We start from the raw sequence: 21,633 nt of genomic DNA, 5'->3' as shown, positions 1-21,633 counted from the left end.
GCCCGCCCTCGGACTGAGGATCAGGACAGTTCGGCGATCCACTTGCGCAGGTCAACGTCGGACACCTCACTGGCCGGCGTCACGTGCGCGAACGGTCCGGCGGCCGTCACCAGCGCGATCGTGACGTCCGTCGGGCTGCTCGCGAAGGATGCTGCCGTCGCGCCCTTGATGTCGACGCCGACCGGGGCGGGGAACGTGCCCACCGTCTTCAGGACCGAATCGACAAAGGCCTTCTCGTCCTCGGGGTTGAGCAACGAGCCCTTCCAGTCCTCGCCGGGTGCCGCGAACAAGAAGCCCACCACGGCCGGCTTGCCGTCGTGCGTCATCGGCAGCACCCGGCCGAGCGTGGCGCGGATCCCGTCCGCCGGTCCCGCCACGACGACGTACGGTCTGGTGGCGTAGAGAGCCGTGTTGATGAACCCACCACCGACGGCGGGAAGCTCTGCGGGGTAGATACCGTGCGTTTCTTCCTCGTCGCCGCCCGGCGGTTCTTCCGTCGAGAACTCGTCCTCACCCGGCGGCACCTCGGTCGAGAACGTGTCCGGTTTGGTCTCCGCGCCGAAGGTCACCTCCGTCGGGGTGTCCGTGCCGTCGGCCATGATGAGGCCGGTCTTCTCGTCCAGGGCGATCTCTCGCGCCGCCTGCGGCTCGGTCGGATCGGTCTCGGACGGCACCGTCTCGTCGCAGTGGTAGCGCGCCGCGGTCCGGTCGAACAGTGTCTTGGTGCCCAGCTTCTTCGCTCCCGGACAGAACTTCCGGAACTCGTCGCTGTCGGGCTGGTAGAACCACGTGGCGACGGGAACCTCGTTCCGGTCGGGATTCTCGAACCGCTGGTACTGCGGGGAGTCATCAGGAAGGTGCATCAGCAGGGCCTTCCCGTCCCACACCTGGAACACGCCGGCATCCGGACCGCTGACCACCGTGAGCCGGTATCTCCCACTCGCCTCCGCGATCACCTCGATCGTCTCAGAGTCCCCACTCTCGCTCGACACACTGAGCATCCGGACCACGTCCGACGACGCGGCCCCACCCCCATCCGCCTCGTTCTCACCACAGCCGCCTGCCGCAGCGACCACTACGGCGACGACCACGAGCTTCCACGCATTCCCCCACCACACAGCCATCGCGACTGCGCTCCTCCCCGGACCGGCGAACTTCAGGGGCGGTTGAGCTCAGTGTGCTCTCCCGGGCCCTGCCTGCACAGGGCCCAGGAGTCCAGAGTCAGAGCAGCCGTGGGTGGGTGAGGTTTGCCTTGCGAAGGCCGGATGTACGACGGTCGGCGGCCTGGTGACGGAAGAGGCGGCCGCCGTAGCGGAGCCATTGGGGCCGGCCGTTCGCGTCGAAGACGAAGTTGACTCGGATGTGGGTGGGTTGGCCGGACGGGTCGAGCGCCAGGGCATAACCGTTGCGGTAGAACACGAGCCGGAGGGCGTCCTCGCCGTCGACCTTGGCGACCAGTTCACCGTCGTCGGCGACCAGGTCCAGCCCGAGGTCGCTCGGTTGCCCGTCGAACCCGATCTGCTGCGAGACGTACGTCCCTTGGTACGCTGCCAACCGGTGCGGCGGCAGCTCCCGAGGTACGGCGCGCAGGTTGCTCACGTCGGCGAACTCACGCAGCGCCCAGTCGTCGGCGAACAGCTCAGCCACCAGCGACGGACCGCTCTCGGAGTTCGTCAGCAGCGTGATGGCGAAGTCGCGCTCCGGGACCATCAGGAAGCCGGAGTGCTGACCGGACCAGTCGCCGCCGTGCTGTACGACGGTCGGCCCCTCGGCCGTTGGCCGCAGCATCCAACTGACCCCGACGCCGTTCAGCTCGACGAACAGCGTGCCGCCGGGACCCGGGTCGGACTGCATCGCACGGCGGGACCGGTCTGTGAGCAGGTGCGGGAACCCGGAGTGGCCCAGGTGGTAGCGCGCGTACCGCAGCTGGTCGTGGGCGCTCGAGATCAGCCCACCGGCCGCGTGCAGACTGCGCGGCATCGCGTCGAAGGCCGGCTCGACGACAGGCTTGCCGTCGACGATGTTGTGCGAGGCCGCGATGCTGAAGCCCGCGAGCTCGCTGCGGAAGTACCGGCTGTGGGCCAGTCCGAGTGGGTCGACGACGAGCTCGCGGAGGGCTGACTCGTACGGCTTGCCGGTCACGACCTCGAGGATCCGCCCGGCGATCCCGATCGCCGCGTTGTTGTACGAGAACACCTTGCCGAGCGGCGTGAGTTGCGGGACCTGCGTCATGCCGGCGACGTACTGAGCCAGCGCATCGTCGCCCTGACCGGTGTCGAGGAAGTAGTCGCCCTGCCAGCCGGCCGAGTGGTTGAGCAGCTGGCGGACCGTGACGCGGGCGGCGACCGACGGGTCCGAGGTGGTGAAGTCCGGTAGATACCGGCGTACCGGCGCGTCCAGGTGGATCCGGCCGCGCTCGACCAGCCGCATGATCGCGGTGGCGGTGAACGTCTTCGTGGTCGACCCGATCCGGAACACGGTGTCGGCGGTCACCGGCGCCTGCGTGTCGACGCTGGTGACGCCGAAGCCGCGGACGTACTCCCGGCCCCGGTACCACAGGCCCAGGCCGACGCCCGGGATCGCGTACTTCGCCATCCCGGCCTCGATCTTCTCCGCGAGGCGGCCGATCGCGGCGGGTTCACGGACGCTCCCGGCGACGGCGGGCAGCGCGGGTACGGCGGCCAGCGGTACGGCGGCGGCCGCGGCGCGCAGCACCGTCCGCCGGGAGAGGGTGGTTGGTTGGTCCGAACGGTGGATGAGCTGCGAGCGGAGCGACACGGCAGTCTCCTCGGTCGAGGGCGAATGCTTCCGTTCGAGATATTATTACCAAAGTTGGTATCAATGGGAGGCCTGGCCATGAAGGAGTCGCCGACGCCGGTGGCGGATCTGCTGCTGCATCCGGTCCGCTGGCGGATCGTGCAGCGGGTGCTCGGCCGCGAGCTGACCACCACGGAGCTCAAGCACGACCTGCCGGACGTCCCGGCCACGACCCTCTACCGGCACGTCGCCGCACTGATCGAGGCCGGCTATCTCACCGTGGTGCGGGAGCGGCGGGTCCGCGGTACGACGGAGCGCACGCTGTCGCTGGACCAGACGAAGGTCGGGCGGATCGACGAGCGGGAGGCGCGCGCGATGACGCCGGAGCAGCACCGGCAGGCGTTCCTGCTGATGCTGACCCGGCTCGCCGCCGACTTCGACCGCTTCGTCGAGCGCGGCGACCTCTACCCGCGGCTCGGCCAACTCGGCTACAGCCAGCTCGCCCTGTACGTCGACGCCGACGACCTCGCCAATCTGCGCGTGGGCCTCAAGGCCCTACTCGAGCCCCACCTCCTGGAACGGCCGGGCAAGGACCGGCTGACCCTTTCGTTGGTCTCGCTGCCGGACGTCTAGGCTGCGGCTCATGCGGGAGCTGGTGGTGATCGGGGTCGGTGCGGGTGATCCGGAGCAGGTGACGATGCAGGCCGTCGCGGCACTGAACCGGGTCGACGTGTTCTTCGTGCTGGACAAGGGCGAGGTCAAGCAGGAGCTCGTGGACCTGCGTGAGGAGATCCTGCGCCGGTACGCCACGGACAAGGACTACCGGGTCGTGGTCGGGCGAGACCCCGAGCGGGACCGGACCACCACGGCGTACGTCGAGGCCGTTGACGACTGGCGGCGGCGCCGGGCCGATGTGTGCGCGGAGCTGATCGCGGCGAACCTCGGTGAGGATCAGGTGGGCGCGTTCCTGGTCTGGGGCGATCCGTCGCTGTACGACAGCACGCTGGCGATCCTGGACGACATCCTGGCCCGCGGCGAGCTCGCGTTCGAGGTCGAGGTGATCCCTGGGATCAGCAGCGTGTCGACGCTGGCGGCGCGGCATCGGGTCGGGCTCAACCAGGTGGGCCGGCCGATCCAGATCACCACCGGCCGGCGGCTGGCGAAGGCCTGGCCGGAGGACGTGGACGATGTGGTGGTGATGCTGGACGCGCAGACCGCGTTCACGTCGTACGCCGATGAGGAGGTCGACATCTACTGGGGCGCGTACCTCGGGACTCCGGACGAGCTCCTCATCTCCGGCCCGCTCCGCGACGTCGCACCCGAGATCGAGAAGGTTCGCGCCGAAGCCCGCGACCGCAAGGGCTGGATCATGGACACCTACCTACTACGTAGGACGCCTAGACCAAAGATGTAGGTGGTTTGGCCGTCGGGGCGAGGCGCCTGACGACCGATCCGCGCGAGGGTCTCGGCATGACGAAGAAACTCGTGGGGATACTTGCGGCTGGACTTGCTCCGGCCGCGCTTCTGGTGAGTGCCGCGCAGCCCAGTGCGGCTGCGGATCCGACCGTCGTACGGACTGATGGCGGGCTCGTGCAGAGCACGGCCGTCGGGGATGCGCTGGTCTACAACGGGATCCCGTACGCCGCTCCGCCGATCGGCCCGTTGCGGTGGAAGGCGCCGCAACCCGCGAAGCCGTGGGACGGCGTACGGCAGTCGAAGGTCAGCAACCCATGTCCGCAGCAGGCCAACCCGGAGGTGCCCGACGGCGCGTCGGCCGAGGACTGCCTCTACCTGAACGTCACCACACCGGCAGCCAAGTCGGCCAAGCCGCGAGGCGTGCTGCTGTGGATTCCGGGCGGCGGCTTCTTCTCCGGCGCTGGCTACAACTACGGTGCGTCCAGGCTGGCCGCCCGCGGCGATGTGATCGTGGTGACGATCAACTACCGCCTCGGCATCTTCGGGTTCTTCGGCTACCCGGGTCTGCCGGGCTCCGGCACCTACGGTCTTCAGGACCAGCAGGCAGCACTGCGCTGGGTGCAGCGGAACGCGCGAGCCTTCGGTGGCGACCCGCGCAACGTCACAGTGGCCGGCGAGTCCGCCGGCGGCATGAGCGTGTGTGCGCAGCTCACCTCGCCCACCGCGACGGGCCTGTTCGCGAAGGCGATCATGCAGAGCGGTTCGTGCAACTTCAACTGGGACGACAACAGCCAGTACCCGGGCCAGGCGGCCGACTCCCCCTTCATTCCGGTGAGCAGGGTCCAGGCCAACGGCAAGGAATGGGCCGAGGGCAACAAGGACAAACTCGGCTGCAAGCCCGGCCAGTCCATGCTCGCCTGTCTCCAGGCCGCGAAGTCCGACGTACTGCTCGAGGACACACTGCAGTTCACCCAGATCGGGTACGGCGGTACTGCGACGATGCCACTGAGTCCCGCGAAGGCGCTGAAGGCCGGACTGTTCCACCGCGTGCCGGTCCTGTCCGGCAACAACCACGACGAGGCCGCAGCGTGGTTGGTTGCCTTCGGCGACGTCACGGCCGAGAACTACCCGCAACTGGTGACCAACATGGTCGGCGCACGGCAGGCAGCGAAGGTACTGCGTGAGTACCCGCTCAACCGGTACGACTCTGCCGCGGCAGCCTGGACAGCCGTCACCACGGACCGGATCTGGTCCTGTACTCAGCTCGCCAGCGATCAGCAGGCCGCTCGCAGCGTGCCGGTCTATGCGTACGAGTTCGCGGACAAGCACTCGCCCCTCGCAGACGACGGACTGGGCGCCATCCACGCCGCGGAGTTGCCGTACCTCTTCGGCCTCGGCAACTACGACTTCCCGTTCCCGGAGCCCCAGCAGCGGCTGTCGAACCAGATGATCGACTACTGGACGGCGTTCGCCCGCACCGGCAACCCGAACGGCCCCGACCGGCCGCACTGGTCCCCCACCACGAGTCGCACCGTCACCGGGCTCTCACTGGCTCCCACGGACCAGACCGGCATCCGGCCGGTGAACCTCAGCACCGAGCACCACTGCGGTTTCTGGGCCGGGATCAGCTGACCTTGCGCACCAGGTCCCAGCCCCGCAGTACCACCGGGGACAGGATCAGCAGGAGCAGCGCGTAGAACTTGACCCCCGGGACCAGAGCCGCGAGCAGGAACGCGATCAGCGTCAACCCGGTCAGCGCCAGGGAGCCGATGAGCTCCCGGGGGCCGACCGGGTTGTCGGGGTTCTCGAGCTCCGCATGGTCGTGGATCATCCAGGTGAGCGCGGACTGGCAGATGCTGAGCACCAGGATCGTCCCGGTGTAGAGCCCTGCGGTGAACCGGTCGCTCTCGTAGGTGCCCACGATCTCGGTCGGGAAGGGCAGGAACACGATCGTGAGCAACCAGGCGAGGTTCAGGCGCATCATCGCCGAGGTGTACGCGCGGACGTGTTCGAACACCCGATGATGGCCGAGCCAGAAGTTCGCGATCACCACGAAGCTCAGCAGGAACGAGAACAGCTGAGGCCAGTGCTCGGTGATCACCTCGGGTGCGTCCAGCCCGTCCGCCTTGGACTCGGTGACCACCTCGACCAGCGGCAGGATCAGCAGGGTGATGGCGATGGCGACGACCGCGTCGGTGAACAGGACCAGCCGGTCCGGGTTCCTCGTCTTACTCACGGCCGACACAGTAGCGGCCGGTCAGTTCCGCGGAGCCCTCAGCAGAGTGGTCGACAGCACGAGCGCACCGAGGACGAACGCTGCCGCGGCGAGCCAAGCGACTCCGTAGCCGTCCCGGAGTGCCAGTGCGTCGCTCGCACCGTCAGCCATCCTGCTGGTCGTGGTGGACGCGGCCAGAGTCGCCAGTACGGCGGTCCCCACTGCGGCACCGGCCTGCTGCGCGGTGTTGTTCAGCCCCGAAGCCAGTCCGGCATCGCCCGCGTCGGCGCCCGACATCGCGAGCATGATCGCTGCCGGGATGGCCAGGCCGATGCCGGCTCCCATCACCGCGAGGACGGGCGCGACGTTGACGACGTACGAGCCATCGACCGGTGCTTGGCTGATCCAGAGCAGTGCGGCCAGGAAGGCTGCCAGCCCGGCGATCAGCATGGTGCGTGGGCCGAAGCGGACGGTCAGGCGTGGCGCGATGGACAGTGACATCAGCGCGTTCATGATCGGCGCCGGGAGGAAGGCCAGGCCGGTGGTGAGCGAGTCGTAGCCCAGCACCCGCTGCACGTAGAGCGCAGTGGTGAACTGGAAGCCGAAGCCGGCCGCGAACAGCAGGACGACCACGACGTTCGCGACCGTTGTCTGGCGCTTGCGGAAGATGTGCAGTGAGAGCAGCGGGTTCATGCTGCGGGCCTGGCGGAGTACGAACGCGGCCAGGAGCAGGACCGCCGCGGCAGCCAGGACAAGCGTGCGCGTGAGCTCCGCGCGCGGCTCGGCGGTCTGGACGATCGTGTAGACGGCGAGCGAGAGACCCGCGGTGACCAAGACCGCGCCGAGTACGTCGGCTCCCTTGGTGAGGCCGAGGCCCTTGTCTGCTTGCAGGAGCCGGACGGCGAACGCGAGCGAGACGAGACCGATCGGCACGTTGATGAGGAAGGACCAGTGCCAGCCGACAGTCTGGGTGATGACGCCGCCCAGGATCAGACCGATCGACGCACCACTGGCCGACGTGAAGCTGTAGACACCCATCGCGCGGGCTTGCTCGCCAGGGGCCGGGTAGAGGCCGACAATCATCCCGAGAATCACGGCCGAGGCGAGTGCCCCGCCGACTCCCTGCAGGAAACGCCCTGCGATCAGTACTTCGGAGCTGCCCGCCGTACCGCACAGCAACGACGCGGCCGTGAACAACCCGAGCCCGGCCAGGAAGACCCGCTTGCTTCCGATCAGGTCCCCGATCCGTCCGGCCAGCAGGAGCAAGCCCGCGAAGGCGATCAGGTACGAGTTCATCACCCAGGCGAGGCCGGCCTGTGAGAACCCCAGATCACCCTGGATCGTCGGCAACGCGACCGTCACCACGGTCCCGTCGAGGATGATCATCAACTGCATGACGCACAACACCAGCAGGGCTTTCGTCCGCCCGGCCGCCACCGAACGCCCCGCCTGAACCGCCGTTTCCACTGCCATCACCCATCTCCTTGCCCAGCTCGAAGCAGAACAAGTACGACGGTAGCAGATCGTTCCGTACTAGACGATCTTTTTGTGGATTACCTCGCGCGTTGCCGGGCGCGGCGGACGGAAACGGCTTCGACCGGGACCGAGAGGTGGCCGTCCACCAGGTCGACGAGGGCGTCGACGAACGGCTTGCGTTCGCTGGCGGTGAGGGCGTCGAGGACCTCGGCGTGGACCCGGTCGACGATGCGCTGACCCTCCGCGGCGATCTTGGCGCCGGCCGGCGTGACGGCGATGATGCGGGCGCGGCGGTCGGTGGCGGAGGGCTTGCGCTCGGCGTACCCGGCCTCTTCGAGCGCGTCGACGGTGACGACCATCGTGGTCTTGTCCATGTACGCCAGTTCGGCGATCTGGATCTGGGTGCGCTCCTCCTCCAAGGCATGCCGCAGTACGCACTGCATGCGCACCGTCAGTCCGATCTCCGCCAGCGCAGCGGACAACTGCGTCTCGAGCACATGGCCGGCATGCGTGAGGTAGCCGGTGAGGTCGGGAACCGTGCGGACTGGAGTCTTCGCCATAACCTCCAGAGTAACGCGAGATCATCTACTGCCAGATCATCTCGCGCCGAATCATCCCCCGTCGCCCCAACCGCGTGCAGACCCTGCCACCGGCCTCCGACAGTTTGCTTGATAGCGGGAATGCGACGTGCAGGGCGGTGTCGGGAAGTCGCCAGTGTGGGGGGTTCGCGGACGGTTGGCTGGTTGGCATGACTGTCGTGACAACGCCGACGCCGACCGTTCGCTGGTTCGGGGTCATTGCGGTGACGTTGGGGATTTTCACCATCACCACCACCGAGATCCTGCCGATCGGACTGCTCACCCCGATCGGGACCACCTTCTCACTCACGCCCGGACGCACCGGCTGGCTGATGACCATGCCCGGACTCGTGGCGGGCGTCGCAGCGCCGGTGATCACGGTCGCCACCGCCCGGCTGGACCGGCGGCTGATGCTGTGCGCCCTCATGGTGCTGCTCGCGGTCGCCGGACTCCTCGCGGCTGCCGCGCCGGTCTACTGGATCGAACTGCTGGCCCGGTTCCTCGTCGGCTTGACCGTCGGCGGCTTCTGGTCGATCGGCGCCGGACTGGCCGCGCGGCTCGTCCCCGAACGGTGGACTGTCCGCGCAACCGCAGTCATCTTCTCCGCGGTGCCCTTCGGCTCGGTGCTCGGCGTACCAGCAGGCACCGTCTTGGGTGAGCTCGCCGGCTGGCGTACGTCGTTCGCCGTACTCGGGGGGCTATCGCTGGTGGCGCTGACCGCTCTCTATCTCACCGTGCCGCCGCTGCCGCCGCTGCAGGTGACCAGGCTCGTCGTACTCCGGGATGCGCTCCGCCGCAGCAAGCGCGCGATCGTCGTCACCTGCATGCTCGTGACGGCGCACTTCGCCACCTACACCTACGTGACGCCCTTCCTCCGCGAGGTCGTGCGACCGGAGCTGATCGGTGTGTTCCTGCTGGTGTACGGCGCCGCCGGCATGGTCGGCAATCTCATCGCGGCTACGGCGGTCGCACGCAGCGTCCACCTCACCTTCGCCGGATCCGCCGCCTGCATCGCCACTGCAACCCTTCTGTTGCCCGTCCTGGGCCGCAGTACGGCGGGAGCCTTGGCGCTGCTGATCGTGTGGGGCATCGGGTACGGCGGTGTGCCGGTCTGCTCGATGAGCATGTTCGCCAAGGCCGCGCCGGCGTCGCGGGAGGCGGCGACTGTGCTGTTCACCGGCTCGTTCCAGGCGGTGCTGTCGACCGGGGCACTGCTGGGCGGTCTGGTGGTGGACGGCTGGTCGGTGTCGACTGTCATGGTCGCGGGTGGGGTGTGCGCGGCGCTGACCGCCGGAGTGCTGCTGTGGTCCAGAGCACAGGAGGCGGGGACGTAGCATCGCGGTTGTGTCGAGGACTCAGACGGATCGGTGCCCGGGTGTGCTGACGGTGCACCAGGCGGCCGACGGAGGCCTTGCGCGCGTCCGCCTGCCGGGTGGCGTGGTTCGTGCCGACCAGTTCGACGTACTGCGGACGGCCGCTGCAGAACTCGGAGACGGGCGACTCGAGCTGACGTCGCGGGCGAACGTGCAGATCCGCGGACTGGCGCCGGATGCGCCGGTTGAGCTGTCGCAGCGGTTGTTCGAGGCCGGACTGTTGCCGTCGCTGCCCCACGAGAGGGTGCGGAACATCCTGGCGTCGCCGCTCTCCGGTCTGGACCAGGACAGCCGGTACGACGTACTACCAGTCGCGGCTGCGGTGGACCGGGATCTGTGTGCTCGGCCTGGGTTGGCTGAGCTGCCGCGGCGGTTCCTGTTCGCGCTGGATGACGGGCGCGGGGATCTGGCCGGGGTGCGGGCGGACGTGTTGGTCCGGGCAGTAGATGAGCGTGACGGGCTGTTGAGGCTTGGCACTCGCGGGGTGCGGGTGGGCTGGGGTGAGGTGGCCGAGGTGATGGTCGCTGCGGCTGAGGCGTTCCTGGAGGAGCGTGAGGGGCAGGAGTGGCGGATCACGGAGCTCGAGCGTGGTGAGGAGCGGATCCTCGACCGCTTGGGGTTGCACGCTGCGGAAGAGCTGCCGAGCACCAGCTCGGTGGTGCAGGCCGGGCAGCACGGGTCGGGGCTGGTGGTCACAGTGCCGCTGGGAAGTCTCAACCAGGAACAGGCGGCCGGTGTCGCGGCCGCGGCGCGGGGTGGCGCCGGTGTGATCCGGGTGACGCCTTGGCGGTCGGTTGTAGTGCAGGGCGTGAGTGGTGAAGAGCTGGAGCGGGTTGGGTTGGTCACAGATCCCGACTCGGCGTGGAACGGTGTGACAGCGTGTGCGGGGCAGCCGGGATGCGCGAAGGCGCTGGCGGATGTGCGGGCCGACGCGCGGCGGGTGACGCCGCGGCTGCCGCGGCACGAGCGGCCGATCCACTGGTCCGGCTGTGAACGGCGCTGTGGCAAGCCGGCCGGCGAGTTCGTCGACGTACTTGCCGTGGGCAACGGATATGTGATCGACGGTGAGCGGATGGGGACGTGGTGAGCGGGTTCGAGTACGTGCGCGACGGCGCGGAGATCTACCGGCGGTCGTTCGCGACGATCCGGGCGGAAGCCGCGCTCGGCGACCTCCCGGCCGACGTGGCGCAGGTCGCGGTCCGGATGATCCACGCCTGCGGGATGACCGACCTTGTCGCCGACCTGGCCTGGTCGCCGAGCGTGGTCAAGAACGCCCGGACCGCACTCCAGAACGGCGCACCGATCCTGTGCGACGCGCAGATGGTGGCCGCCGGTATCACCCGGCGGCGCTTGCCCGCGGACAACCAGGTCATCTGCACACTGCGCGAGCCGGGTGTCCCGGAGCTGGCCCAGCAACTGCAGACCACCCGCAGCGCCGCGGCCGTTGATCTATGGCACGACCACCTGGCCGGCTCGGTCGTTGCCATCGGCAACGCGCCGACCGCACTCTTCCGACTGCTCGAGCTGCTCGAGGACGGCGCGCCCCGACCGGCCGCGATCCTCGGCATCCCCGTCGGTTTCATCGGCGCCGCCGAATCCAAGGACGCACTGGCGGCGAACGATCTCGGCCTGGAGTACCTCGTCGTCCGCGGCCGCCGAGGCGGAAGCGCGATCACCGCAGCCGCTGTCAACGCCATCGCAAGCGAGGAAGAGTGACCGGCAGATTGTGGGGCGTCGGGCTCGGCCCGGGCGACCCCGAACTGGTCACGGTCAAGGCAGCCCGGCTGATCGGTGCCGCGGACGTGATCGCGTTCCACAGCGCGCGGCACGGCCGGAGCATCGCCCGCTCGGTCGCAGCGCCGTACTTGCGGGATGGCCAGCTCGAGGAGCACCTCGTCTACCCGCTGACCACCGAGACGACCGATCACCCCGGTGGCTACCAGGGTGCGATGGATGACTTCTACGCCGACTGCGCCGCCCGGCTGGCCGCGCATCTCGACGCCGGCCGGGACGTCGTCGTACTGGCCGAAGGCGATCCGTTGTTCTACGGGTCCTATATGCACATGCACAAGCGGCTGGCCGACCGGTATCCGTGCGAGGTGGTCCCCGGCGTGACATCGGTGAGCGCGGCGGCCGCCGTGCTCGGGCGACCGTTGTGCGAGCGGGACGAGATCCTCACCGTGCTGCCGGGCACGCTGCCGCCCGACGTACTCGCGGATCGGCTCCGGAACACGGATGCGGCCGCGGTGATGAAGCTCGGGCGCACGTTCGAGAACGTCCGGGAGGCGTTCGAGCTGGCCGGGCGGGCCGACGAGGCCTGGTACGTCGAGCGCGCGACGACGGACGCGCAACGCACGGCACCCCTGGGCGAGGTCGATCCCGGGAGCGTGCCGTACTTCTCGCTCGCGCTGCTCCCCAGTCCGATCAACACAACCTTCACCGCACCGGCGCCCAAGACCGCCACGGACGGCGAGGTCACCGTGGTCGGGCTGGGTCCGGCTGGACCGGAGTGGATGACGCCCGAGGTCCGGGCGGCGATCGCGAGTGCCGACGACCTGATCGGCTACGGCCCGTACGTCGACCGGCTGCCGGACCGCGCTCGGCAGCGCAAGCATGGGTCGGACAACCGGGTCGAGTCCGAGCGGGCCGCGTTCGCCCTCGATCTGGCTCGCAAGGGCTCGAAGGTGGTTGTGGTCTCGTCCGGCGATCCCGGCGTGTTCGCCATGGCCAGTGCGGTCACCGAGGTCGCGTCCGAGCCGGAGTACGCCGATATCGCCGTACGCGTGCTGCCCGGGATGACCGCGGCGCAGGCCGTCGCGAGCCGGGTCGGCGCGCCGCTCGGGCACGACTTCTGCGTGCTGTCGCTGTCGGACCGGTTGAAGCCGTGGGACGTGATCGCCGGCCGGCTGACCGCGGCCGCCGCGGCTGACCTGGTGATCGCGATCTACAACCCGGCGTCGAAGTCCCGGACCTGGCAGGTCGGCGCCACCCGCGACCTGCTGCTCGAACACCGTTCGCCCAACACGACCGTCGTGATCGGCCGGGATGTGGGTGGTACCGGGGAGTCGATCACCGTGACAACGCTGGCCGAACTGGACCCCGGGCAGGTTGACATGCGCTGCCTGTTACTGATCGGGTCGTCCCAGACCCGCACCGTGCCCCGCCCGGCCGGACCCCTGGTCTTCACTCCCCGTCGATATCCGGTCACGGACAGTGAGCCCACGCCAGGGGCCGGTTAAATCCGCCCTCCGGCAGTGTCGGACCAGACTCCGAGGGGTAGGTCTGGCGCGAGGCTGACCAGTGAGGAGAAGCGGAGATGGCTCAGCAGTACGGCGACACCGCCGCAGCGCAGTACAGCGGTGACACCGCCACCATGACTGCCCCCGGTTCGGTCGCGCCCGACTCGGACGCGACCACCACCCAGCGCTACGAGGAGGCCCGCGCCGCCGCGCACCGTGCGATGAGCAACGTCACGATCGTTCCGGACCAACTGCCGGCACCGACCTCCGCCACCGAGCCCATCACCGACCCCGACCTGCTCGCCTACCGCGGCTTCAAGTTCGGCGCTGCCTTCTTCGGCTGGTTGATCTCCATCGCGATGTCAGTGCTGCTGCTGGCAGCCGCGGCCGCCGCCGCGCTCGGTACGGCGGAGGTCCTGGACTACTCCCGGGCTGACGCCGAGGCCCAGCCCGGGGCCGCGGGCATCACCGCGGCGTCGGTCGTCGTACTGATGGTGACCCTGGCGTTCTTCACCGGCGGGTACGTCGCCGGCCGGCTGGCGCGGTTCGACGGCGGCCGGCAGGGCTTCGGCGTGTGGATGCTCGCGCTGCTGTTCTCGGTGCTCGCGGCCGGTGCCGGTGCCTTCGGAAACAGCCGGTACGACTGGCTCGACGACCTGAACCGGCCGGACGTGGCGTTGTCCAACGACACTCTGGCCATGGGCGGGATCGTCGCCGCCGCGACCCTGGTGGTCCTCGCGCTGCTGTTCGCGATCCTCGGTGGCAAGGCCGGCCGGCGCTACCACGACAAGATCGACACGCTGCTGGACTGACGGTCACCGATCCACCACGCATGGCCAGCGGCCCGGACGGGTACCGGAGGGGCGACACGGGGCCTGTTTGGTGAGGAGAACTGACCATGGTCCAGCAATATCGGGACGACACGGACACTCAGCAGGTCGACGAGACGCGTTCGCTGCGCCGCGCCGAGCACGACTCTGACTCGCGGCCGGCGGGTCACGTCGACTCGCGGCCGGCAGGTCACGTCGACGAGGACCAGGACACGCGGCCGCTGCACCGGGCGAACGTCCGGACGTCCGCCGCGACCGAGGTGGACCCGGCGTACCGGGGCTTCAAGGGCGGTTCGGCCTTCTTCGGCTGGCTGGTCGCGGTCGGGCTGATCGCGCTGCTGACCGGTATCGTCGGCGCGATCGCCGCGGCGGTCGACTACGCGACCACGATCGACTGGAACGCCGCCGAGTCCGACGCCGGCACCATCGGCATCGCCTCCGGCGCGATCCTGCTGCTGATCCTCGCGGTCGCCTATTACAACGGTGGGTACGTCGCCGGCCGGCTCGCCCGCTTCGACGGTGCGCGGCAGGGCTTCGGCGTCTGGCTGATCGGTTTCCTGGTAACGGTCGTCGTCGCGGCGATCGCCGCGCTGGCCGGTTCGCAGTACGACGTACTGGACCGGGTGGACCTGCCGTCGGTGCCGATCACGAACGAGACCCTGACCACCGGTGGAGTGATCGCGGTCGTGGCGGCTGTCGTGGTGACGCTGCTCGCCGCGTTGATCGGCGGCAAGGCCGGTCAGCGGTACCACCGTCGCATCGACACCAGTGGCGACTGACCACTGACGAGCCAGACCTGGTCCAGGGCGCCCCACGGACCCGGACGGCGGATAACCCCTATCCGCCGTCCGGGTCTTCCTATGCCCGGACCGCCCGGCAGTGCAGGATTCCGAACATGCCCGCTCGCACCGCTCTCGTCGTCGGAGGCACCAGCGGGATCGGCGCGGCGACGGTCCGCCGACTCAGCGCCGACGGACTGCAGGTCGTCGCGGCAGGACTTGGCGCCGGGCCGTCCGAGGTGGACCTCGACCTGCGTGAGCCGAGCGCACTCGAGCAACTGATCGGTTCGCTCGACCGGCTGGACGTCCTGGTGAACGCGGCCGGCATCATCCGCCGCGGTGACGAGCATCAGCCGGAGGTGTTCCGGGAGGTGCTCGAGATCAATCTGACCGGTGCACTGCGGGCCTCCGAGGCCGCACACGACCTGCTCGCCGCGAGCCGCGGCTGCATCGTCAACGTCGCCTCGATGCTGAGCTACTTCGGTGGTCCGCTCGTTCCGGCGTACAGCGCCAGCAAGGGTGGGATCGTCCAGCTGACCAAGTCCCTCGCGGTCGCCTGGGCGGCCGACGGCATCCGGGTGAACGCGGTCGCACCCGGCTGGATCGCCACCGACCTGACCGCCGCACTGCAAGCCGATCCGGCCGCCGCCGACCGGATCCTCTCCCGTACGCCGATGGCCCGCTGGGGCAAGGCCGAGGAGGTCGCCGGGGCGATCGCCTTCCTGGCCGGCCCGGACGCGGGGTTCGTCACCGGCGCCGTCCTGCCCGTGGACGGCGGCTACCAGAGCATGTGAAGGAGCAGTCGATGATCCCGGTTTCAGCAGGAGTTCCGGCGGAGATCGCCGTACCCGCGATGCCCGACGACGACCGGTTGTGGGTGCAACAGGCCGAGGGCGTGTGGTTCCGGCCGCTGATGCTGAACACGGTCACCGGCCAGTGGTGCAACCTGCTGAAGGTGACCCGGGCCGGCATCGTGTCCCGGCACCGGCACCCGAGCGCGGTCTTCGGCTACGTGATCAAGGGCAAGTGGCAGTACGACGAGCACGAGTGGGTCGCGGAGACCGGGTCGTTCGTCTACGAGCCGCCGGGCGAGATCCACACCCTGCGGGTGCCGGAGGACTGCACGGAGATGATCACGTTCTTCAACATCTCCGGCGCAATGATCTACGTCGACGAGGCCGGTAACCAGACCGGCTACGAGGACACGTTCACGAAGATCCAGCTGTGCCGCGACCACTACGGCGCGAACGGCCTCGGCGCCGACTACGTGGACCAGTTCATCCGCTAGCCCGGACGACGAGCTCGGTCGGCAGGATCCGGGGACCGTCGTCCGTTCCGTCGATCCGGCGGAGCAGCACCTCCACCATCTCGCGGGCCACCAGCTCGAGCGGCTGCCGGATCGTGGTCAGCGGCGGGTCCGACTCGCGGGCGATCCGGGAGTCGTCGAACCCGCCGACCGCCACTTCCTCCGGGACCCGCCGACCGGCTCGCCGGAGCTCCACCAGAGCTCCCGACGCCAGCAGGTCCGAGGCTGCGAACACCGCGTCGAGGTCCGGGCTGGCCTTGAGCAGTTTCGCCATCGCCTGCCGGCCGGCCTCCTGGCTGTAGTCGGTCGCGGAGACCACGAGCCGCTTGAGCGCCTTCCGCCCGAGCACGTCCTGGTATCCCTGCAACCGTTCCTGTCCCCCGGCGATCTGCGGCGCGCTGATCATCCCGATCCGCCGGTGCCCCTGCTCGACCAGGTACCGCGTCATCTGCCGCGCACCCTCACGGTCGTCGGCAGCGACGTACGGGAGGACGTCGCCGGGTGCGAGCGGCTTGCCGCAGGCAACAGCCGGAACGCCGCCCTCGGCCAGCTCAGCGATCAGCGGGTCACCGAAGTGGGACGAGATCAGCAGTACTCCGTCGACGTGTCCACCGCGGACGTACCGCAGGATCCGGTCCCGGTCGGCGTCGCTGGACTCCAGCATCAGCACCAGGCTGACGTCCTGATCGGCCAGGGCCTGCGTGCACGACCGCAGCAGCACACTGAAGTTCGGGTCCTCGAACAACCGTTCCTGCGGCTCCGAGAGGACGAACCCGATCGCATTGGACCGCTTGGTCACCAGGCTGCGGGCGCTCTGGTTGACCGTGTACCCGGTGTCGGCCATCGCCTGGCGGACCGCCTCGAGCGAGGCGGCGCTGACGTAATGCCCGCCGTTGAGGACCCGCGACACCGTGCCGCGCGAGACTCCGGCCAGTTCGGCGACATCGTCGATGGTCGGGCCACGCCGCATCGCCCGCCGCGCCGCTCCCCGCGATTTCGGGTGAGCGGCGGGTTCGCTGCTCGACGTCCCCCTGCCTGCCACGGGCCCAATCATGTCAGGCCGGTCTGTCTCCCGAGGGGAGGGCGTTCGCGCGAGCCACCCGGCCCAGCCAGCCCGCACTGGTCTTCGGAGTACGAGTCTGGGACGCATAGTCGACGTGGACGATGCCGAACCGCTTCGCGAAGCCCTCGGCCCACTCGAAGTTGTCCAGCAGCGTCCAGACGAAGTACCCGCGGACATCCACGCCGGCAGCGATCGCAGTACGGAGTGCCCTCAGGTGGCCATGCAGATAGTCCACCCGCTGCGGGTCGTCGACAGTTCCGTCGTCGGCCGGTACGTCGTCGTACGCCGCGCCGTTCTCGGTGATGTAGATCGGCGGGATTGTTGGGTAGGTGGTCTGCAGGTCGACCAGTACTTCGCGCAGACCGTCCGGCTGGACCGGCCAGTTCACCGAGGTCACCGGAACGCCTTCGGGAAGGACCGTCTCGTCACCCGTAGGGCCCGCCTGCACGAGGATGCGTCGGTAGTAGTTGATCCCGAGGAAGTCGATCGGCGCGCTGATCAGCCCGAGGTCACCGTCTTGCACGGCATCGAGGTGGATCGGGTAAGTGCCGTGCAGTACCGGGTCGAGGAACAACCGGTGACTGTCGACGTCGACCCGCCGGGCCGCGTCGGCATCGGCCTGCGAGTCAGTCGCCGGCGCGACCGGGCTGACATCCAGCGTGAGGCCGACCTGTTGTCCTGCCGCGTGCCGGCCGTCGCGCAGAGCCTGCAGCGACAGGCCATGAGCCAACAGGAGGTGGTGGACCGCGCGGTCACGCAGTACCTGATCCTTGATGCCCGGCGCGTGGATGCCACTGCCGTAGCCGGCGTGACTCGACACCTTTGGCTCGTTCAGCGTGATCCATTGCTTCACAACGTCCCCGAGCGCGTCATGCACCACCGCCGCGTAGTCCGCGAACCGGTACGCCGTGTCGCGCGCGGGCCAACCGCCCTTGTCCTGCAGGGCTTGCGGGAGATCCCAGTGGTAGAGAGTCACGGACGGGATGACGTCGCGGACGAGCAACTCGTCCACCACCCGGCGGTAGTGGTCCAGACCCTTCTGGTTGATCGCGCCCGAGCCGTCGGGCTGGACCCGCGGCCAGGCGATCGAGAACCGGTAGGCGCCGAGCCCGAGGTCCGCCAGCAATCCGATGTCCTCGGCGTACCGGTGGTAGTGGTCACAGGCGACCTCACCGGTGTCGCCACCGGCGATCGCTCCCGGGACGCGGCAGAAGGTGTCCCAGATCGACTGACCACGACCGTCCGCGTCCACCGCGCCCTCGACCTGGTACGCCGCGGTCGCCGCACCCCAGACGAAGCCGTCGGGAAAGGTATCGGCTACGGGGGGCGCGTCACTCATAAAGGGGTCCTCCAGTGATGGTTGATATCAGCCTTTGACGGCGCCGCTGACGAGGTCGATCCGCCAGTAGCGCTGCAGGAACAGGAACAGTGCGATCAGCGGCAGCACCGACAAGAAGGCGCCCATGATCACCAGCGAGTACAGCGCCGGCTGGCTGGCGCCCTGGTTGAGCATCGAGAACAACCCGACCGTCATCGGGAAGTGCCGGTCGTCGGAGATCATGATGTACGGCAGCAGGAAGTTGTTCCAGATCGCGACGAACTGCAGCAGGAAGATCGTCACCATGCCAGGGATCATCGGCGGCATGCCGATCGACCAGGCCAGCCGGTACTCCCCCGCACCGTCGATCCGTCCGGCCTCCAGCATGTCGTCCGACACCACCGCGGCGGCGTAGATCCGGGACAGGTAGATGCAGTACGGGCTGATGATGCTCGGCAGCAGCACCGACCAGTACGAGTTCACCAGGCCGAGCTTCGACATCAGCAGGTACTGCGGCACCGCCAGCGTGATCTGCGGGACCAGGACTCCGGCCAGGATGCACCGGAACAGCGTCTCCCGGCCGCGGAACCGGTACTTCGCCAACGCGTAGCCGGCCGTCACCGAGATCGCCACGGACAGCAGCGATCCGGCCCCGGCGTACAGGAGACTGTTGCCGGCCCACTTCCAGAAGATGCCGTCGCGGAACTCGAGCAGGTGCGAAATGTTGTAGCCGAAGCCGCCGTTGACGCTGGGCCAGAACGAGAACGTCGTGAACAGGTCACCCGGTCCCTTGGTGGCGGCGATGACCACCCAGGCCACCGGAAGCAAGCAGTAGAGGGCCCCGAGCAACAAGATCCCCGTGGACAGATAGCGGGTACGGCGGGGTGTGCGATCCGCGGATCGCACGGTCGGCCCGGACCGCTCCAGGACAGCCGTGCTCATCGGTCCTCCCCGAACGCGCGCTTCTGCAGGAAGCTCAGCACCGCGAGTGAGACCGCCAAGGTGCCCAGGGCAAGCAGTACCGAGGCGGCGGCGGCCGTGTAGATGTCGTTGTTGACGAAGGCGTCGCGGTAGATCGTCATCAGCGGCACCCAGGTGAACGAGATCGAGTCGGTCAACGGTTGCAGCGTCGACGGTTCGCTGAACACCTGCAGCGACGCGATCAGCGAGAAGATCCCCGTCATCACCAACGCCGGGGCGATCAGCGGAACCTTGATCCGCAAGGCGATCTGCAACTCGCTCGCACCGTCCACGCGGGCGGCGTCGTCCAGCTCGGCCGGCAGCCCGCGGAGTGCGGTGTAGAGCACGATCATGTTGAACCCGACACCGCCCCAGATGCCGATGTTGGCGACCGAGAAGAGCACACTGCCCGAGCCGAGGAAGTCCGGCGCCGGCAGCCTGACCGCCTCGAACGCGGCCCGGATGGGGCTGACTCCCGGCAGGTAGAGGAACCCCCACAGCAGCGAGGCGATCACGCCGGGGACGGCGTACGGGAGGAAGATGCCGAGCCGGGTGAACGACGTCAGCCGGGCTCCGCGGGAGTCCAGCAGCAGCGCGAAGAGCAGAGCCAGGCCGAGCATCGTCGGCACCACGATCACCCCGTACCCGAGCATCCGCAGGACCGAATGCGCGTACGCCGAGTCGGTGATGGCGCCGACGTAGTTGGCCAGGCCAACGAACGACTCCGTACGCAACCCGAGCCCGCCACCGGTGACCCGCGACGCGCGGACGCTGAGCCAGATCGTGTAGCCGATCGGGATGATCAGGAACAGCACGAGCAGCACCAGCGCCGGCAGCAGCAAGACGTACGGCGCGGCGCCGCCTCGCTGCCGCGGCCGGTGCGGCCTGGCTGCGGCCAGGACAGCCACGGTCAGGATTCCTTGATCTGGAAGCCCTGCTTCTTCAGATCCGCGACCGATGCCGCCTGCAACTGATCGACGGCCGCACCGAAGTCGCCCTTGGTCTGGATCGCCTTCGCGAACAGGTCGCTGTACTGGCTGTAGGTGACGTTCACGTTCGGCGCCCAGGTGAAGCCCCGGGCGGTCTTCGCGATGTCGGCCGCCTCGGTGAAGAACGTCGGCTGGTTGGGCATCATGGCCGGTGCCTTGGCCAGCGCGGGCGTCGACTGCCCCGCGGTCGCCGCCGGGTAGATGCCACCGAAGGAGACGAACGCCTCCAGTGCCTCCGGGTCGGTGTTCAGCCACTTGACGAACTTCTGGGCCTGGGCCGACTGCTTGGACTTCGCCGCGATCGCGGTCGCGGATCCACCCCAGAAGCCGGTGGTCGCCGTACCGGACTCCCACTGCGGCATCGGGACCATCGTCCACTTGCCTTTCGTGGTCGGCGCGACGCCCTGGAGCACGCCCGCACCCCAGATGGCGCTCGGCCAGGCCAGCAGCGTGCCGTCACTCATCGCCTTGTTCCACTCCGGCGTGTACATCGGCTTGCCCTGCAAGGTTCCGGCGTTCACCAGGTCGCCCCAGAACTTCGCGAGCTTCTTGGTCGGCTCGTCGTTGATCGACACGGTCCAGGTGCCGTTGTCGTTGGCCCACCAGTTCGCGCCGGCCTGCTCGGCCAGGCCCGCGAACCAGCCCGGGTCGCCGGACGAGAAGGTGGCCAGGTAGCGCTTGGAGTCCTTGGACCGGACCTGCTCGGCGAGCGCGCCGAACTCGTCCCAGGTCTTCGGCACGGTCAGGCCGAGTTGCTCGAACAGATCGGACCGGTAGTACAACATCATCGGACCGACGTCCTGCGGGATCGCGTAGGTCTTGCCGCCGAACGACGTGAGCCCCCAGGTGCCGTCGGTGAACGCACCCTTGACCTCGCCGGCCAGCGAGCTGAGGTCGGCGGTGACGCCGTTGGTGATCAGCACCGGCAGCGCCTGGTACTCGGCGTGGATCAGGTCCGGCGGGTTGCCGGCCCGGTGCGCGGTGACGATCTTGGTGAGCAGTTCCTCGCCCTGGGCCTGGGCGCTGACCGTCACCTGCTGGTTCGGGTTCTTCTTGTTCCAGATCGCGACGACCTTGTCGATCCCGGTCGTCCAGGTCCAGAACGTCAGCTTGGCGGGCGCATCCGGGTCGCCGGACGGTTGCGGCGCCGCGTCGGGTTCGTCGTCGCCGGAGCAGGCGGCCAGGGCGGCCGGCAGAGTGGCTGCGAGGCCCACCCCGGCCACTCCGCGCAGGAAGCTGCGGCGACCGACAGCGGGTCCGATGGTCGAACGAGCCATGGTGAACCTCTCCGGATCGGTCGATTCTGTGATCGCTCACGGATTTCTGTGAGCGAT

Annotated in this window: 21 protein-coding genes; 11 read left to right on the top strand and 10 right to left on the bottom strand. The window is 68.8% G+C overall.

Annotated features, from left to right (window positions below; translation table 11 throughout):
- Positions 1 to 20 precede the first annotated feature (20 nt).
- Both E0H75_RS37925 and E0H75_RS37920 read right to left on the bottom strand, forming a co-directional pair.
- Positions 21 to 1,124 (bottom strand): hypothetical protein, encoded by a 1,104-nt coding sequence (locus E0H75_RS37925; protein ID WP_131518557.1) that lies wholly within the window; start codon positions 1,122 to 1,124, stop codon positions 21 to 23.
- Positions 1,125 to 1,221: 97 nt separating this feature from the next.
- On the bottom strand, positions 1,222 to 2,778 hold the full coding sequence (locus tag E0H75_RS37920; RefSeq protein ID WP_202873384.1) for a serine hydrolase domain-containing protein: 1,557 nt from the start codon (positions 2,776 to 2,778) through the stop codon (positions 1,222 to 1,224).
- Between the two features lie 78 nt (positions 2,779 to 2,856).
- On the opposite strand from E0H75_RS37920, the gene E0H75_RS37915 reads away from it, so the two are divergent.
- The 3 genes from E0H75_RS37915 to E0H75_RS37905 are packed head-to-tail and all read left to right on the top strand — an operon-like array spanning position 2,857 to position 5,805.
- On the top strand, positions 2,857 to 3,390 hold the full coding sequence (locus E0H75_RS37915) for a helix-turn-helix domain-containing protein (RefSeq protein ID WP_131518556.1): 534 nt from the start codon (positions 2,857 to 2,859) through the stop codon (positions 3,388 to 3,390).
- A 10-nt stretch (positions 3,391 to 3,400) separates the two neighbouring features.
- On the top strand, positions 3,401 to 4,171 hold the full coding sequence (gene cobF / locus E0H75_RS37910) for a precorrin-6A synthase (deacetylating) (RefSeq protein WP_131518555.1): 771 nt from the start codon (positions 3,401 to 3,403) through the stop codon (positions 4,169 to 4,171).
- 56 nt (positions 4,172 to 4,227) lie between these two features.
- Positions 4,228 to 5,805 carry a carboxylesterase/lipase family protein gene (locus tag E0H75_RS37905; RefSeq protein WP_131518554.1) on the top strand — a complete coding sequence of 526 codons (1,578 nt, stop codon included), beginning with the start codon at positions 4,228 to 4,230 and terminating at the stop codon, positions 5,803 to 5,805.
- On the opposite strand, the gene E0H75_RS37900 is transcribed toward E0H75_RS37905, so the two are convergent.
- The 3 genes from E0H75_RS37900 to E0H75_RS37890 form a co-directional block, all read right to left on the bottom strand.
- A complete protein-coding gene (locus E0H75_RS37900) occupies positions 5,798 to 6,409 on the bottom strand; it encodes a TMEM175 family protein (protein WP_165554336.1) in 612 nt (203 codons plus the stop codon). The genes E0H75_RS37905 and E0H75_RS37900 overlap by 8 nt on opposite strands.
- A 21-nt stretch (positions 6,410 to 6,430) precedes the next feature.
- On the bottom strand, positions 6,431 to 7,861 hold the full coding sequence (locus tag E0H75_RS37895) for an MFS transporter (RefSeq protein ID WP_131518552.1): 1,431 nt from the start codon (positions 7,859 to 7,861) through the stop codon (positions 6,431 to 6,433).
- A gap of 80 nt (positions 7,862 to 7,941) precedes the next feature.
- Positions 7,942 to 8,424, bottom strand: coding sequence for a MarR family winged helix-turn-helix transcriptional regulator (locus E0H75_RS37890; protein WP_131518551.1), 483 nt, complete (start codon positions 8,422 to 8,424; stop codon positions 7,942 to 7,944).
- A gap of 188 nt (positions 8,425 to 8,612) precedes the next feature.
- On the opposite strand from E0H75_RS37890, the gene E0H75_RS37885 reads away from it, so the two are divergent.
- The 8 genes from E0H75_RS37885 (at position 8,613) to E0H75_RS37850 (ending at position 15,951) form a co-directional block, all read left to right on the top strand.
- The gene (locus tag E0H75_RS37885) at positions 8,613 to 9,776 is read left to right on the top strand and encodes an MFS transporter (protein WP_131518550.1); all 1,164 of its coding nucleotides are present in this window, start codon (positions 8,613 to 8,615) and stop codon (positions 9,774 to 9,776) included.
- 10 nt (positions 9,777 to 9,786) lie between these two features.
- On the top strand, positions 9,787 to 10,902 hold the full coding sequence (gene cobG / locus E0H75_RS37880) for a precorrin-3B synthase (protein ID WP_131518549.1): 1,116 nt from the start codon (positions 9,787 to 9,789) through the stop codon (positions 10,900 to 10,902).
- Positions 10,896 to 11,531 carry a precorrin-8X methylmutase gene (locus E0H75_RS37875; protein ID WP_131518548.1) on the top strand — a complete coding sequence of 212 codons (636 nt, stop codon included), beginning with the start codon at positions 10,896 to 10,898 and terminating at the stop codon, positions 11,529 to 11,531. The genes cobG and E0H75_RS37875 overlap by 7 nt, the downstream gene beginning before the upstream one ends.
- Complete coding sequence (locus E0H75_RS37870; protein WP_131518547.1) at positions 11,528 to 13,054, top strand: precorrin-2 C(20)-methyltransferase; 1,527 nt, start codon at positions 11,528 to 11,530, stop codon at positions 13,052 to 13,054. Before E0H75_RS37875 ends, E0H75_RS37870 begins: the two co-directional genes overlap by 4 nt.
- A gap of 77 nt (positions 13,055 to 13,131) precedes the next feature.
- Positions 13,132 to 13,866, top strand: a complete 735-nt coding sequence (locus E0H75_RS37865) for a hypothetical protein (RefSeq protein WP_131518546.1) — start codon at positions 13,132 to 13,134, stop codon at positions 13,864 to 13,866.
- Positions 13,867 to 13,952: 86 nt separating this feature from the next.
- The gene (locus tag E0H75_RS37860) at positions 13,953 to 14,663 is read left to right on the top strand and encodes a hypothetical protein (protein WP_131518545.1); all 711 of its coding nucleotides are present in this window, start codon (positions 13,953 to 13,955) and stop codon (positions 14,661 to 14,663) included.
- Between the two features lie 116 nt (positions 14,664 to 14,779).
- Positions 14,780 to 15,457: an SDR family NAD(P)-dependent oxidoreductase gene (locus tag E0H75_RS37855; protein ID WP_131518544.1), complete on the top strand. Its 678-nt coding sequence runs from the start codon at positions 14,780 to 14,782 to the stop codon at positions 15,455 to 15,457.
- A gap of 11 nt (positions 15,458 to 15,468) precedes the next feature.
- Entirely contained in the window at positions 15,469 to 15,951 is a 483-nt protein-coding gene (locus E0H75_RS37850; RefSeq protein ID WP_131518543.1) for a 2,4'-dihydroxyacetophenone dioxygenase family protein, read from the top strand.
- Here E0H75_RS37850 and E0H75_RS37845 read toward each other — a convergent pair.
- Genes E0H75_RS37845 through E0H75_RS37825 form a run of 5 tightly spaced genes read right to left on the bottom strand, consistent with a single transcriptional unit; the run spans position 15,941 to position 21,576 of the window.
- Positions 15,941 to 17,011 (bottom strand): LacI family DNA-binding transcriptional regulator, encoded by a 1,071-nt coding sequence (locus tag E0H75_RS37845; RefSeq protein WP_238163523.1) that lies wholly within the window; start codon positions 17,009 to 17,011, stop codon positions 15,941 to 15,943. The genes E0H75_RS37850 and E0H75_RS37845 overlap by 11 nt on opposite strands.
- A gap of 13 nt (positions 17,012 to 17,024) precedes the next feature.
- Positions 17,025 to 18,371, bottom strand: coding sequence for a GH1 family beta-glucosidase (locus E0H75_RS37840; RefSeq protein WP_131518542.1), 1,347 nt, complete (start codon positions 18,369 to 18,371; stop codon positions 17,025 to 17,027).
- Positions 18,372 to 18,398: 27 nt separating this feature from the next.
- On the bottom strand, positions 18,399 to 19,292 hold the full coding sequence (locus tag E0H75_RS37835; RefSeq protein WP_131518541.1) for a carbohydrate ABC transporter permease: 894 nt from the start codon (positions 19,290 to 19,292) through the stop codon (positions 18,399 to 18,401).
- A complete protein-coding gene (locus E0H75_RS37830; RefSeq protein ID WP_238163522.1) occupies positions 19,289 to 20,218 on the bottom strand; it encodes a carbohydrate ABC transporter permease in 930 nt (309 codons plus the stop codon). The genes E0H75_RS37835 and E0H75_RS37830 overlap by 4 nt, the downstream gene beginning before the upstream one ends.
- A 2-nt stretch (positions 20,219 to 20,220) precedes the next feature.
- A complete protein-coding gene (locus tag E0H75_RS37825; RefSeq protein ID WP_131518540.1) occupies positions 20,221 to 21,576 on the bottom strand; it encodes an ABC transporter substrate-binding protein in 1,356 nt (451 codons plus the stop codon).
- Between the last annotated feature and the right edge of the window lie 57 nt (positions 21,577 to 21,633).

Origin of the sequence: Kribbella capetownensis (assembly GCF_004331485.1) — a bacterium.
Taxonomy (GTDB): Bacteria; Actinomycetota; Actinomycetes; order Propionibacteriales; family Kribbellaceae; genus Kribbella; species Kribbella capetownensis.
Note: the sequence above shows the minus strand (reverse complement) of the source record. Positions and strands in the feature narration are given on the sequence as shown.

Bases quoted from the DNA above. Each gene is read 5' to 3' on its own strand.
- E0H75_RS37825 (WP_131518540.1), bottom strand. From the start codon at position 21,576: ATGGCTCGTTCGACCATCGGACCCGCTGTCGGTCGCCGCAGCTTCCTG.
- cobF (WP_131518555.1), top strand. From the start codon at position 3,401: ATGCGGGAGCTGGTGGTGATCGGGGTCGGTGCGGGTGATCCGGAGCAG.
- E0H75_RS37840 (WP_131518542.1), bottom strand. From the start codon at position 18,371: ATGAGTGACGCGCCCCCCGTAGCCGATACCTTTCCCGACGGCTTCGTC.
- E0H75_RS37895 (WP_131518552.1), bottom strand. From the start codon at position 7,861: ATGGCAGTGGAAACGGCGGTTCAGGCGGGGCGTTCGGTGGCGGCCGGG.
- E0H75_RS37915 (WP_131518556.1), top strand. From the start codon at position 2,857: ATGAAGGAGTCGCCGACGCCGGTGGCGGATCTGCTGCTGCATCCGGTC.
- E0H75_RS37865 (WP_131518546.1), top strand. From the start codon at position 13,132: ATGGCTCAGCAGTACGGCGACACCGCCGCAGCGCAGTACAGCGGTGAC.
- E0H75_RS37860 (WP_131518545.1), top strand. From the start codon at position 13,953: ATGGTCCAGCAATATCGGGACGACACGGACACTCAGCAGGTCGACGAG.
- E0H75_RS37890 (WP_131518551.1), bottom strand. From the start codon at position 8,424: ATGGCGAAGACTCCAGTCCGCACGGTTCCCGACCTCACCGGCTACCTC.
- E0H75_RS37850 (WP_131518543.1), top strand. From the start codon at position 15,469: ATGATCCCGGTTTCAGCAGGAGTTCCGGCGGAGATCGCCGTACCCGCG.
- E0H75_RS37925 (WP_131518557.1), bottom strand. From the start codon at position 1,124: ATGGCTGTGTGGTGGGGGAATGCGTGGAAGCTCGTGGTCGTCGCCGTA.
- E0H75_RS37855 (WP_131518544.1), top strand. From the start codon at position 14,780: ATGCCCGCTCGCACCGCTCTCGTCGTCGGAGGCACCAGCGGGATCGGC.
- E0H75_RS37885 (WP_131518550.1), top strand. From the start codon at position 8,613: ATGACTGTCGTGACAACGCCGACGCCGACCGTTCGCTGGTTCGGGGTC.
- E0H75_RS37905 (WP_131518554.1), top strand. From the start codon at position 4,228: ATGACGAAGAAACTCGTGGGGATACTTGCGGCTGGACTTGCTCCGGCC.
- E0H75_RS37835 (WP_131518541.1), bottom strand. From the start codon at position 19,292: ATGAGCACGGCTGTCCTGGAGCGGTCCGGGCCGACCGTGCGATCCGCG.